Here is a 13144-nt window from a genome sequence, read left to right as displayed (position 1 = left end):
GCTTCCTTTACGGCTCTCAGTCGTCTTCGTTGTCGCCGAAGTCGGGGCGAACGTCCCGGGCGGCCATGATCTCGTCGTTGGAGGTGCCGGCGGCGACCATCGGCCAGACCATCGCGTCCTCGTGGACGATGAAGTCGACGACGACCGGGCGGTCGTTGATCGAGTTCGCCTCCTCGATGACCTTGTCGAGGTCGTCCGGGGACTCGCAGCGGATGGCGTAGCAGCCCATGGCCTCCGACAGCTTCACGAAGTCGGGGACGCGGGTGCCGCGGGCCTGCGGGTTGACGTCGTCCGGGCCGGAGTGCAGGACGGTGTTGGAGTACCGCTGGTTGTAGAAGAGGGTCTGCCACTGGCGAACCATCCCGAGGGCGCCGTTGTTGATGACGGCGACCTTGATCGGGATGTTGTTCAGGGCGCAGGTGGTGAGTTCCTGGTTGGTCATCTGGAAGCAACCGTCGCCGTCGATGGCCCAGACCGCCGTGTCCGGCGCTCCCGCCTTGGCGCCCATGGCGGCCGGGACGGCGTAGCCCATGGTTCCGGCGCCGCCGGAGTTCAGCCAGGTGCCCGGCTTGTCGTACTCGATGAAGTGGGCGGCCCACATCTGGTGCTGGCCGACGCCCGCCGCGAAGATCGTGCCCTCGGGCGCGAGCTGTCCGATGCGCTGGATGACGTGCTGCGGTGAGAGCGAGCCGTCATCGGGCTGGTCGTAGCCGAGCGGGTAGGTGTCGCGCCAGCGGCTCAGGTCCTTCCACCAAGCGCTGTAATCACCCTGGTGGCCCTCGCTGTGCTCCTTCTGGACGGCCTGGATCAGGTCGGCGATGACCTCGCGGGCGTCGCCGACGATCGGCACGTCGGCGGCGCGGTTCTTGCCGATCTCCGCCGGGTCGATGTCCGCGTGGACGATCTTGGCGAAGGGGGCGAAGCTGTCCAGCTTGCCGGTGACGCGGTCGTCGAAGCGGGCACCGAGGGCGACGATCAGATCGGCCTTCTGCAGACCGGTGACGGCGGCCACGGAGCCGTGCATGCCGGGCATGCCCAGGTGCTGGGGGTGGTCGTCGGGGAACGCGCCGAGCGCCATCAGGGTGGTGGTGACGGGCGCGCCGGTGAGCTCGGCGAGGACCTTCAGCTCGGCCGTGGCCTTGGCCTTGAGCACGCCGCCGCCGACGTACAGCACGGGCCGCCTGGCCTGGGTGATCAGCTTGGCGGCCTCGCGGATCTGCTTGGCGTGCGGCTTGGTCACCGGGCGGTAGCCGGGCAGGTCCATGGCGGGCGGCCAGGAGAAGGTGGTCTTCGCCTGGAGGGCGTCCTTCGCGATGTCGACCAGGACCGGGCCGGGGCGGCCGGTGGAGGCGATGTGGAAGGCCTGCGCGATGATCCGCGGGATGTCCTCGGCCTTGGTGACGAGGAAGTTGTGCTTGGTGATCGGCATGGTGATGCCGACGATGTCCGCCTCCTGGAAGGCGTCCGTACCGATCGCCTTGGACGCCACCTGGCCGGTGATCGCGACCAGCGGCACGGAGTCCATGTGCGCGTCGGCGATCGGGGTGACCAGGTTGGTCGCGCCGGGGCCCGAGGTGGCCATGCAGACGCCGACCTTGCCGGTGGCCTGCGCGTAGCCGGTGGCGGCGTGACCGGCGCCCTGCTCGTGCCGGACCAGGACGTGGCGCACCCGGGTGGAGTCCATCAGCGGGTCGTAGGCCGGGAGGATCGCACCGCCGGGAATGCCGAATACCGTGTCGGCGCCGACCTCCTCGAGAGAGCGGATGAGGGACTGCGCGCCCGTCACCTGCTCGGGGGCGGAGTGTCCTCCGGATCGGGGCCGGGGCTGCGGGTGATGGGCCCCGGTGGCCTGCTCGGTCATCGGCATTCTCTTCTCAGATGCTGAGGGTTTTTTGCGAGGTTCGTGCGGTCTTCGGCTGCTGCACGTAAGGCGCCTGTGCAACAAAAAACCCCTCGTGCCATAAGGCAAGCGAGGGGAGCGCGCCGGGTGGAGTCGCTGAGCGGTCGAGGCTCAGCGTCAGCCGACGCGCTTTCCAAGTACGAGAATTCGGGTGCGCATGGCACAGACCCTCCCCCCGGCGCACACTCACTGTCAAGTGGGTGGGACGGGAGTCTCATTATGTGAGCGTAGGGCCGTACCGCCTCCGATGACGGCGGACACCCCGGAGCTGTACACCCGTGGAGCACTGCCCGCGTACGCCGGCTCTGCCGGCGCGTTCGGCACCGGATAGTGACCGCCGGCGAGTGCGCGGCGCAGCCGGTACTCGTCGATCGGTCCGGAGAACGCCATGCCTTGCCCGTGCGTGCAGCCCATCGCGCGCAGGGCGACGACCTGCTCGGGCAGGTCGACCCCCTCGGCCACGGACTTCAGCCCGAGATCGGTGGCGATGCGCAGCAGCCCACTGGTGATCTTGTACAGCCGGGCGGACTCGACGACACCCTCGACCAGCGCGCGGTCGAGCTTCAGGATGTCGACGGGGAGCCGCCTGAGGGCCGTGATCGCCGCGCAGTCACTGCCGAATCCGTCGAGCGCGATCCGGACCCCGACCCGCCGCAGGGCGCCGAGACGCCGCTCCAGCTCGTCCGGCGAGACCTTCGGGTCGGTGGTGTCGGACAGCTCGATGATCAGCGACCCGGAGGGCAGCCCGTGCCGGGTGAGCAATGCCTCGACCGAGCCGAGCGGCATCGACCGGTCCAGCAGCCGGCGGGCGCTCATCCGGACGACGACCGGCACGGACAGCCCGGTCGCCTGCCGCTCGGCGGCCTGCTCGACGGCCTCCTCTATCACCCACCGGCCCAGCTCCGCGGTCTTGTCGCTGTCCTCGGCCACCCGCAGGAACTCCGCCGGGGTGAACAGCACCCCCTGTGAGGAGCGCCAGCGCGCCTGAGCGGACACCGACGCGATCCGGCCGTCCTCCAGGCAGACCACCGGCTGGTGCAGCAGGGCGAACTCGCCGTCGTGCAGCGCGGCCCGCAGGCGCGTGGCCAGTTCCGCCTTGCGTACGACGTCCTGCTGCATCTGCGGCTTGTACAGCTCGACGCGGCCCTTGCCGCCGGCCTTGGCGCGGTACATGGCCAGGTCGGCGTTGCGCAGCAGCTCACCCGCGCCGAGGCCCGCGTCCGCGAAGGCCACGCCGATGGAGGCGTTGACACGGACATCGTTGCCGTCGATGAGATACGGCTGGGACAGCGTCGTCCTGAGGCGGTCGGCGAGTTCCACTATGTGCCGTTCCCGGGCGGCCCGGTCTCGGGTGTTGTCCCCGACGATCAGGGCCGCGAATTCGTCGCCGCCCAGCCGGGAGGCGGTGTCGCCCTGGCGGACCGAGTCCTGGAGTCTGCGGGCGGCCTGGACGAGCAGCTCGTCCCCCGCCTGGTGCCCGATCGTGTCGTTGACGGCCTTGAAGCCGTCGAGGTCGATGAACAGCACGGCCGTGTTCCGCAGGGCCACGCCCCGGTCGGAGGCCCGGCGGCCCGAGAGCGCGTGCTGGACCCGCTTGGTGAACAGGGCGCGGTTGGGCAGGTCGGTGAGCGGGTCGTGCTCGGCGTTGTGCTGCAGCTGGGCCTGGAGCCGGACCCTTTCGGTCACGTCCCTGCTGTTGAAGATGAGGCCGCCGTGATGGCGGTTGACGGTCGACTCGACGTTCAGCCAGCCTCCGTCACCCGACCGGAAACGGCACTCGATGCGCGTGGTGGCTTCCTCGACCGGGTTGGCGGCGAGGAATCTGCGCGCCTCGTGCACGACGCAGCCCAGGTCCTCCGGGTGGATGAGATTGGCCAGTTCCGTCCCCACCAGATCTTCGGCCGAGCGGCCGTAGACACCGGCGGCGGCCGGGGAGACGTACCTCAGGACACCGCTCGGCGCGGCGATCATGATCACGTCGCTGGAGCCCTGCACCAGGGAGCGGAAGTGGTTCTCCGCCTGCGCCAGTTCCTGGGTGAGGGTGATGTTGTCGAGCAGCATGATGCCCTGGCGCACGACGAGCGCGAGCACGACCGTGCCACCGGTCAGCAGGACCACGCGGTCGACACTGCGGCCGTTGAGGACGTTGTAGAGGATCCCCAGCGTGCACACGGCGGCCGCGAGATACGGCGTGAGGGCGGCGAGGGAGCCGGAGATGGGCCGGGCGGCCGGATACCGGCCGAGCTCGCCTCCGGGTGCGGGCGGCTGGTGGTGCTGCCCGCCGCGCTGCCCGGGCACATGCTCGTGCACCACGCGCGTGTGCCCCGCCGTGCTCTGCCGGTCCGGGCCGTGCCGGTCGGTGTCCGGCGTGCGGGGCGCGGCCCACGGGGCGTACGCCAGGAGCAGCGAGCCGGCGAACCAGCCCGCGTCGAGGAGCTGGCCGGAGCGGTAGTCGTGGTGCATCAGCGGCGAGGTGAACAGGGCGTCGCACATCACGGTCAGCGCGAGCGCGCCGATGGCGGTGTTGACAGCGGAGCGGTTCCCCGCGGAGCGCCTGAAGTGCAACGCGAGGACCATGCTGACCAGCGCGATGTCGAGCAGCGGGTAGGCCAGCGACAGCGCGGCGTGCGCCACGCCGGGCCCTTCCGACTTCGCGGCCTGGGCGAGGGCGAGGCTCCACGCCAGGGTGAGCAGCGAGCCGCCGATCAGCCAGGCGTCCAGCCCGAGACAGACCCAGCCGGCCTTGGACACCGGCCGCTTGGCGAGCACGAGCAGCCCGACGATCGCGGGCGGCGCGAAGCACAGGAAGAACAGGTCGGCGTAACTGGGACTGGGCACGGGCAGCCCCAGGACCACCTCGTACCACCCCCAGACCAGGTTGCCGAGGGCTGCCATGGCCGAGGAGAGGCCGAACAGCAGCCAGGCGGGTCGAAAGCGGGTGCGGCGGTTGCGGGCGTACAGGAAGCACGAGACGGAGGCGGTGGCCGCCGCGGCGCTCAGTCCGAAGTCGCCCATGATCAGGGCCACTTGGTACGAGCCCCAGCCGAGCGCGGAACCGACGGCGTATCCCGCGCAGACCAGGGCGAGGACCAGTTGGAGGGCCAGGCCCGGCCGGTGGCCGGAGGCCGGCGTTCGGGGCAGCAGCAGCCCTGGCGACGGAGACTGTGCCCGCAGCGCTCCGTCCAGCATCGGGGTCGGGGGCGCGCTCACCGGACCCTCCCGGTCCGCGCCGCCCCTTGATGGTGATCACTGTGGTGGGTGTGGTGGCCGCCGTGATCGGCGCGCTGACCGCGTCTGCACGCGGCCGTCCGCCAGGGTCGCCGCCGGCCGCCCCGCCCCGTCGGATCGCTCGTCCATAGGCCGTGCATCGCCTGTCGCCCCCCTCACAGTCCGAAGTGTCCGTCCCCGGCGCCGAATGTCCCCCGGCGCTGCCCCTGTCGGGACGATACACCAGTCTCGTCACTCAGGGACATAGGTTCTCTACGCTCCGTGACGATCAATAGATATATGAGTACCCACCGCACCTGAAGGATTGCGGACGGTACTCGAAGGTCTCTCAGTCGGTTGATGCACCCGTCGTAAGGATCACGTTGCGGAGCGGCTCCCGGTTCACATAACGGTTCAACTGGTCCACCAGGAGCCGCTTGGCGCGCGGAAGGAACGCGGAGGTGGGTCCGCCGACATGGGGGCTGATGAGTACCCCCGGCGCACGCCACAGCCGGTGTTCGCGCGGCAGTGGCTCCGGGTCGGTGACATCGAGGGCGGCGGTGATGCGGCCGGTCTCCACCTCGGCGAGCAGGGCCTTGGTGTCGACGACGGGGCCACGTGCCACGTTGACCAGCAGCGCGCCGTCCTTCATCCGGGACAGGAAGTCGGCCCCGGCCAGGCCACGGGTGGTCTCGGTGAGCGGCGTCGACAGGATGACGATGTCCGCTTCCGGGAGCAGGGAGGCGAGTTCGGTGAGCGGATGCACTGGACCGCGCGCCGTGGTGCGCTCGGAGCGCGCGACGCGCGCCACCCGCGCCACCTCGAACGGCACAAGCCGGTCTTCGATGGCCGCGCCGATGGATCCGTATCCCACGATGAGGACGTTCTTGTCGGCGAGCGCGGGACGGAACCCGCCGAGCCACTCGCCCCGGCCCTGCGCGCGGACGAAGTCGGGGATCCCGCGCAGCGAGGCCAGGATCAGCGCGAGGGTGAGCTCTCCGGTGCTGGCCTCGTGCACCCCGCGCGCGTTGCACAGCCGCACGCCCGGAGGAAGGTGCCGCAGCCCGGGCTGCACATGGTCGATCCCGGCCGAGAGGGTCTGCACGACCTGGACGTGGCTCATCTGCGGCATGGGGCGCACGCACAGCGGGCTGGGCTTCATGTAGGGGACGACGTAGAAGGCGCAGTCCGCCGGGTCCGCGGGGAAGTCCTCCCCGCCGTTCCAGTAGCGGTAGCCGGGACCCTCGGGGAGTCCCTCGATCTCTTCCGGCGGGATGGGCAGCCACACGTCAGCAGTCATGCTCTGGAGGCTATGTCAGGAGCGTGCGACAGCAGAGGTTAGGTTGGGGTGGCCGGAACAGGGAGGGTCACGACCAGGTGGAGCGCAGGACGATCGGCGCGGCGGCGCTCGCGGTGGGGGCCGTCGGACTCGGGTGCATGCCGATGAGCTGGGCCTACAGCACGTCTCGGCAGCGTGGCGACGAGTCGCTCAGGGCGGTGCACCGGGCCCTCGACCTCGGCGCGTCCCTGCTGGACACGGCCGACATGTACGGGCCCTTCACCAACGAACTGCTGGTGGGGCGGGCGCTGAAGGAGCGCCGGTCCGACGCGTTCGTGTCGACCAAGGTCGGTCTGCTCGTGGGCGACCAGCACATCGTCGCCAACGGCCGCCCGGGGTATGTGAAACGTGCCTGCGACGCCTCGCTGCGGCGCCTCCAGACGGACGTCATAGACCTTTACCAGCTGCACCGGTCCGACCCGGAGGTGCCCGTCGAGGAGACGTGGGGCGCGATGGCGGAGCTCGTACAGGCCGGGAAGGTACGGGCGTTGGGCCTGTGCGCGGTCGGCGCCCGGGCCGGCCGTCGCGGGGCACGGCCGCACGACGCGACGATACGGCAGCTGGAGCGGGTGCAGCAGGTCTTCCCGGTGAGCGCGGTGGAGGCGGAGCTGTCGGTGTGGTCGCCCGAGGCGCTGGAGACCCTGCTGCCGTGGTGCCAGACGCGGGGCGTCGGCTTCCTCGCCGCGATGCCGCTCGGCAACGGCTATCTGACCGGCAGGCTGCGGACCGGCGCGGGCTTCGAGGCGGACGACCTGCGTGCCCGGCACCCCCGTTTCACGGGCGAGATGATGGCCGCGAACCAGCCGATCGTCGCGGGCCTGCGCCGCGTGGCCCGCCGCCACGGCGAGCACGTCACCCCCGCCCAGGTCGCCCTCGCCTGGATACTCGCCCAGGGCCCGCACGTGGTCCCGGTCCCGGGCACGAAGCAGGAGCGCTGGGTCACCGAGAACGCGGCAGCGACGAACCTGCGCCTGACGCCGGACAATCTGCGGGAAGTGGCGGTGCTGCCCCGGGCCCAGGGGTCGTGGGACTGAGCCGGATCCGGAGCCGGGGCTACGGCACAAAACCGCCCAGGCCCCCTGTTCTCGGTTCGGGGTTCGGCGATCGGGAACTTGTGAGGCGCGCGCGGTGTATGACAGGGAGAACCCGCCGCGTCGAAGGGACCATGATCGTGCAACGTCGAGCCGTGCCGTCCGTGTTGGCCGCTGCCGCGCTCCTGCTGACGGCCGGCTGCTCCTCCGACGGCGAAGGGCCGTCCGGCTCGGACGAGGGCGCGTCCCCGAGTCGTACGGCATCGCGGTCCTCCGCGCCGCCGGGGAAGGCCGGCGAGGAGACACCTGCGGCCAAGGGCTCGGTGAAGGTGGTGCGCACCGTCGCCGAGGGCCTGGACTCCCCCTGGGGCCTCGCCCCGCTGCCGGGCGGCGGTCTGCTCGTCTCCTCCCGGGACGAGGGGACGATCGTCCGGGTCGACGAGAAGACCGGGAAGAAGACCGAGCTGGGCGAGGTGCCGGGCGTATCGGCCGCGGGCGAGGGGGCCTGCTGGGCATCGCCCTGTCACCCGACTTCGCCTCGGACCACATGGTCTACGCGTACTTCACCTCGGCCTCGGACAACCGCGTCGTCCGGATGCTGTACGACGAGAAGAAGCCCTCCGGCGAGCAGCTGGGCGCTCCCGACACGGTCTTCAAGGGCATCCCCAAGGGCTTCATCCACAACGGCGGCCGGATCGAGTTCGGCCCGGACAAGATGCTCTACGCCGGAACCGGCGAGAGCGGCGACACCGGCCTGTCCCAGGACAAGGACTCCGTGGGCGGGAAGATCCTGCGCCTGACCCCGGAGGGCGAGCCGGCGCCGGGCAACCCGTTCTCCGGCTCGCCGGTGTACTCGTACGGCCACCGCAATGTGCAGGGCCTCGCCTGGGACACCAAGCAGCGGCTCTTCGCCTCGGAGTTCGGCCAGGACACCTGGGACGAGCTCAACGCGATCAAGCCGGGTGACAACTACGGCTGGCCGGAGGCCGAGGGCAGGTCGGGCGACGGGGACTTCCACAACCCGATCGACCAGTGGACCACGGCCGAGGCGTCCCCCAGCGGCATCGCCTACGCCGAGGGTTCCGTCTGGATGGCGGGCCTGCGCGGCAAGCGGCTGTGGCGCGTCCCGCTGAGCGGCACGGAGGCCTCGGCCGAACCGCAGGCCTTCCTGGACGGCGAGTACGGCCGGCTGCGTACGGTGGTCGCGGCGGGTGGCGACCGGCTGTGGCTCGTGACCAGCAACACGGACGGCAGGGGCAGCCCGAAGGACGGGGACGACCGGATCCTGGAACTCCAGGTGAAGTAGCCCCCCGCCTCAGTCCTCGGTGTCCTGCGGTTCCTCCGGCGCGCGTACGACGACCTTCCCGGACGACAGGTCTATCGGGCCGCGTCCGGGATCGCCGTCCCCGGTGTCCTCACGGGTCAGTTCCAGGCGGTTCTGCTCGTCACGGGTGTGTTTGCGGCCGGGCGAGAACAGCTCCTCGAACACGTTGAACACGGATCCTCCCTGAACCGCGACACCCCCGACGTCCTTTACAGCGTATACCTCAGCCCGGCGGACCGGGCAGGACGGATTCCACCGAAAACAGCCCCAGCCGGTGCGCCACCGCCGCCGCCTCGCCGCGCCCGGAGACGCCGAGCTTCGCGAGGATGTTGGAGACGTGGACGCTCGCGGTCTTCGGAGAGATGAACAGCTCCTCGGCTATCCGGCGGTTGGTGTGGCCCACGGCGACAAGACGCAGTACGTCCCGTTCCCGGCTGGTGAGACCGAGGGCCTCGACGGGGTCGGCGGGGGCGAGGGCCGGTTCCGAGACGGGTGTGAGCGGGAGGCGGGCGCGCTGGGCGAGCGCGGCGGCGGACTCCGCCAGGGGCCCGGCCGCGAGGTGCCGGGCGACGGTGTGGGCGAGGCGCAGCAGCTCCGTGGCGCGGTCGCGTTCGTCCTCGCCACCGCCCGCCAGCAGGGACTCGGCCAGGCGGTACCGGACACGGGCGAGGTCGTAGGGCCGCTCCAGGAGTTCGAAGGCGGTGACCACCCGCGACCAGATGTCCGGGGTGCTCCGGCCCTCGGCGCGCTGGAGTTCGGCGCGGACCCACTGTTCGTGGGCGAGCCAGACGGGGGCGTTGGTGGTGAGGCGCTTGGCGGACTTGGAGATGCCGTCCAGGGCCTTCGCGCGGCCGTCCCGCGCGGCGGGCAGGGCGCGGGCGTCGGCCTCCGCGCCGGCCGCTTCGAGCAGCAGCGGCCAGGCGTAGCGCTGAGTGCCGGGCGGGAAGCCGGACTCCCGGGTGCGGGCCAGTTCGGCGCGGGCGTCGAGGAGGCGGCCCTCGGCGACGGCTACGGCGATGGTGAGGCAGGAGAGCGGGAGGTCGTGCTGCGGCATGGGGTCGAGCGGGCCGTAGGCGGCGCGGCCCTCGGCCAGGTGGCGGGCGGCCTCGGGGAGCCGGCCGCGGGCGAGCGCGAGGAACGCCAGGCTGTTGGCGCCGGAGCCGTGCGGCCCGGCCGTCTGCCCGCGCCGCTGGGCGTTGCCGGCCGCCTCGACGGCCTCGTCCCAGCGGCCCAGCGAGATGAGCGATTCCGCGAGGTTGCCCCAGATCCATGCCTCGGCGACCCGCAGGCCCATCGCCCCGGTGAGCCGCAGGCCCTCACGCAGGACTTCGACGGACTCCTCTGAGCGGCCGACGCCTTCGAGGGCGTGGGGCAGGTTCACATGGCTGCGGCCCACGATCGACGCCAGGCTCCGGGCGACCACCTCGTCCCTCACCTCGTACATGTGCGTGAGCCCGGCCTCGGTCTGCCCGGCGTCGACCATGAGGCCGCCGAGGGTGAGACGGGCGTTGGCCTCGATGTCGTCGGCGCTCACCATGCGCGCGTACTCGACGGCCCGCTCGGCGGCCGTCAGGGCTTCCGGGCCGGGCTCGTGGAGCATCGACCAGTGGGCGGCGAGGGCGAGCACCTCGGCGTGCACCTCGGACGGCGGCAGGCCCCGGACCAGCTCCTGCGCGGTGGCGATCTCCTTCCAGCCGTCGCCGCGGGCGAGGCTCTGCACCAGCCGCGAGCGCTGGATCCAGAACCAGGCGGCGCGCAGGGGGTCGTCCTCGTCGTCCAGCAGGCGCAGCGCCCGCTTGGTGATCTTCAGGGCGCGTTCGCGCTCCCCGCAGAGCCGTCCGGCCACGGCCGCCTCGGCCAGCAGGTCGAGGTAACGCAGCGCGGTGGTCGCCGGGTCGCAGCCGCAGGGAGGGTAGACCTCGGCGTAGTCGACGGGGCGCAGGGTGCTCCGTACGGCGTCGGGGGCGGCGTCCCACAGCTCCATGGCCCGTTCCAGCAGCCGTAGTTGCTCGGCGTAGGCGTGGCGGTGGCGGGCCTCGACGGCGGCGTCGAGGACTGCGGGCAGGGCCTTGGCGGGGTCGTGGGCGTGGTACCAGTAGCTGGCCAGGCGGGCGGCACGCTGGTCGGCCGGGACGAGGGCCGGGTCGGTCTCCAGCGCTTCGGCACAGCGGCGGTTGAGGCGGGAGCGTTCGCCGGGGAGCAGGTCGTCGCTGACGGCCTCGCGGACCAGGGAATGGCGGAAGCGGTAGCCGTCGCCGCCGGGTGCGGGGGCGAGGATGCTCGCGTTCACGGCGGCCCGCAGCGCCTCGATGAGGTCGTCCTCGGCGAGCCGGGCGACGGCGGCCAGCAGCCGGTACTCGACGGTGGAGCCGCCCTCGGCGACGATGCGGGCGACCTGCTGGGCGGTCTCCGGCAGCCCTTCCACGCGTACGAGCAGCAGGTCGCGAAGGGTGTCGGTCAGGCCCGTGCGGCAGCCCTCGTCACCGGCGACGGCGAGTTCCTCGACGAAGAAGGCGTTGCCGTCGGAACGTTCGAAGATCGCGTCGATCCGGTCCGGGTCGGGTTCGTGGGCGAGGATGCCGGCGACCTGCCGGCACACCTCCTCGCGGTTGAAGCGGGCGAGTTCGAGGCGGCGGACGGTGCGGAGCCGGTCGAGTTCGGCGAGCAGGGGCCTGAGCGGGTGGCGGCGGTGGATGTCGTCGGAGCGGTAGGTGGCGAGGACGACGAGGCGGCCGGTGCGCAGGGTGCGGAAGAGATAGGCGAGCAGGTGGCGGGTGGAGGCGTCGGCCCAGTGCAGGTCCTCCAGGGCGAGGACGACCGTGTGATCGGCGGCGACGCGCTCCAGCAGGCGTGCGGTGAGCTCGAAGAGGCGGGCCATGCCGTCCTCGTCGTGCCGCCCGGTGCCCGACTCGCCCAGCTCGGGCAGCAGCCGGGCCAGCTCCTCCTCCTGTCCGGCGGCCGCGGCGGCCAGCTCGCCGGGGAGTTCTCGGCGCAGGGCGCGCAGCGCGGTGGAGAACGGTGCGAAGGGCAGCCCGTCGGCGCCGATCTCCACACAGCCGCCGAGTGCGACCACCGCCCCCGGCGGCGGGCGGCGGTGGCGAACTCCTCGACCAGACGGGTCTTGCCGACTCCGGCCTCCCCGCCGATGAGCAGAGCCTGCGGCTCGCCCTCCCGGGAGCGGGCGAGGGCGTCGTGCAACGTGCCCAACTCCTCGGCACGGCCGACGAACACGGGGCTGACGGACCTGGTCTCCACGGCCCCGAGCATCGCATGCGCGTCCGACACATCGGCACCGGTTTTCCGGGGAACGGCCAGGACACCGACGGCCGACGCTCCGGCCGGTGCCGCCCCGTCGTTCACGCGGCCCGGGCGGACCGGGTTCGGCGGAAGCCGCGGGTATGGCTTTCGTGCTCGGCGGAGTTCGCGGCCGCTGCGCGGCGGGCGGCGCGGCGGGCGCGGGCGGCCTCGCGGACCAGGCGCTGGTGGTCGGCCCGGCGGATGAGGTCGGCGGTGCGCAGCTGCTGGAGCTCGTACTCGTACATGGCGTGTCCTTGGTGAGAGGTGAGAGGCCGGTCACGGAGGGTTTCTCCGTGATGACTTCACTCTCGTCTCCCAGGCGGTCCCGCCACATCGGGAGAGTTCCGCATCTTCGGCCGGTGTCGGGGCCTTAGACACGGCTGAGGGGCCCCAGGGGCTCCGTAAGGTGCTTACGGAACTCCTAAGACCCCTCAGGATCTGCGGTGACTCAGCCTGCGGAGGGCAGTCCGAGCAGGATGCCGGTGTACTTGAGGACGGCCAGGAACAGGCCGATGACACCGAGCGCGACGCCCGCCCAGGCGACGGACTTGATCCAGGAGGCCTGGATCCTGCCGGGCGTGCCGAACGCGGGCCGGGCCAGCGTCACGACGCCGACGACCAGCGCGAGCGCCGCGAACAGGCCGGCCCACAGGGCCGTGGCCTGCCAGGCGTCGCCGTAGACCGCCTGGATCTGCTGGGCCACGCCCGCCCCCTGCGCGGTCTCCAGCTGCCCGACCAGGTTCTGGCGCGCCGCGGCGATCGTGCCGACCCAGCTGCCGGTGAGCGAGACGACGCCCAGCGCGGCGGAGACCACGGCGGCGGCACCCTGGCCGGTGCCGGAGGGGGCCTCCTCCTTGGTCGCGACGACCTCTGTCTCGGCGACCTCTGTCTCGATGACCTCGGTCTCGGCCGGGGCATCGGTCTGGGTCCGGGTCGCCTCGTCGGACTCGGTGGTGTCCACCGCCTTCTCGGTCGTGGCCTCGGTGGCCTTGGTCTCGTCCACTGCGTTCGTTGCCATGTCTCGCACCGTAAAGTCGCTGTCTGAG

7 protein-coding genes and 2 pseudogenes are annotated in these 13144 nt (G+C 71.8%); 2 read left to right on the top strand and 7 right to left on the bottom strand.

Going from position 1 to position 13144, the window contains the following annotated elements; genetic code table 11:
- Nucleotides 1-16: 16 nt before the first annotated feature.
- The 3 genes from ACQEV8_RS31110 to ACQEV8_RS31100 form a co-directional block, all read right to left on the bottom strand.
- Nucleotides 17-1861, bottom strand: coding sequence for an acetolactate synthase large subunit (locus ACQEV8_RS31110; protein ID WP_432966816.1), 1845 nt, complete (start codon nt 1859-1861; stop codon nt 17-19).
- Nucleotides 1862-2092: 231 nt separating this feature from the next.
- On the bottom strand, nt 2093-5110 hold the full coding sequence (locus ACQEV8_RS31105; protein WP_432966814.1) for a putative bifunctional diguanylate cyclase/phosphodiesterase: 3018 nt from the start codon (nt 5108-5110) through the stop codon (nt 2093-2095).
- A 346-nt stretch (nt 5111-5456) separates the two neighbouring features.
- On the bottom strand, nt 5457-6407 hold the full coding sequence (locus ACQEV8_RS31100; protein WP_432966812.1) for a 2-hydroxyacid dehydrogenase: 951 nt from the start codon (nt 6405-6407) through the stop codon (nt 5457-5459).
- 77 nt (nt 6408-6484) lie between these two features.
- On the opposite strand from ACQEV8_RS31100, the gene ACQEV8_RS31095 reads away from it, so the two are divergent.
- Both ACQEV8_RS31095 and ACQEV8_RS31090 read left to right on the top strand, forming a co-directional pair.
- Complete coding sequence (locus ACQEV8_RS31095) at nt 6485-7480, top strand: aldo/keto reductase (RefSeq protein WP_432966810.1); 996 nt, start codon at nt 6485-6487, stop codon at nt 7478-7480.
- A 131-nt stretch (nt 7481-7611) separates the two neighbouring features.
- Nucleotides 7612-8783 (top strand): annotated as a pseudogene (locus ACQEV8_RS31090) (PQQ-dependent sugar dehydrogenase).
- Between the two features lie 9 nt (nt 8784-8792).
- Here ACQEV8_RS31090 and ACQEV8_RS31085 read toward each other — a convergent pair.
- From ACQEV8_RS31085 to ACQEV8_RS31070, 4 genes and pseudogenes are all read right to left on the bottom strand, one after another.
- Nucleotides 8793-8975, bottom strand: coding sequence for a DUF6191 domain-containing protein (locus tag ACQEV8_RS31085; RefSeq protein ID WP_432966808.1), 183 nt, complete (start codon nt 8973-8975; stop codon nt 8793-8795).
- A 49-nt stretch (nt 8976-9024) separates the two neighbouring features.
- Nucleotides 9025-12068 (bottom strand): annotated as a pseudogene (locus ACQEV8_RS31080) (helix-turn-helix transcriptional regulator).
- A gap of 89 nt (nt 12069-12157) precedes the next feature.
- The gene (locus ACQEV8_RS31075; RefSeq protein WP_432966806.1) at nt 12158-12343 is read right to left on the bottom strand and encodes a hypothetical protein; all 186 of its coding nucleotides are present in this window, start codon (nt 12341-12343) and stop codon (nt 12158-12160) included.
- Nucleotides 12344-12546: 203 nt separating this feature from the next.
- On the bottom strand, nt 12547-13116 hold the full coding sequence (locus ACQEV8_RS31070; RefSeq protein ID WP_432966804.1) for a hypothetical protein: 570 nt from the start codon (nt 13114-13116) through the stop codon (nt 12547-12549).
- Between the last annotated feature and the right edge of the window lie 28 nt (nt 13117-13144).

The organism is Streptomyces sp. CA-179760, assembly GCF_050937045.1.
In the GTDB taxonomy this organism is placed as follows: domain Bacteria; phylum Actinomycetota; class Actinomycetes; order Streptomycetales; family Streptomycetaceae; genus Streptomyces.
Note: the sequence above shows the minus strand (reverse complement) of the source record. Positions and strands in the feature narration are given on the sequence as shown.

Excerpts from the sequence above, each read along its gene's own strand:
- ACQEV8_RS31100 (WP_432966812.1), bottom strand. The coding sequence starts at position 6,407 with ATGACTGCTGACGTGTGGCTGCCCATCCCGCCGGAAGAGATCGAGGGA.
- ACQEV8_RS31070 (WP_432966804.1), bottom strand. The coding sequence starts at position 13,116 with ATGGCAACGAACGCAGTGGACGAGACCAAGGCCACCGAGGCCACGACC.
- ACQEV8_RS31075 (WP_432966806.1), bottom strand. The coding sequence starts at position 12,343 with ATGTACGAGTACGAGCTCCAGCAGCTGCGCACCGCCGACCTCATCCGC.
- ACQEV8_RS31110 (WP_432966816.1), bottom strand. The coding sequence starts at position 1,861 with ATGACCGAGCAGGCCACCGGGGCCCATCACCCGCAGCCCCGGCCCCGA.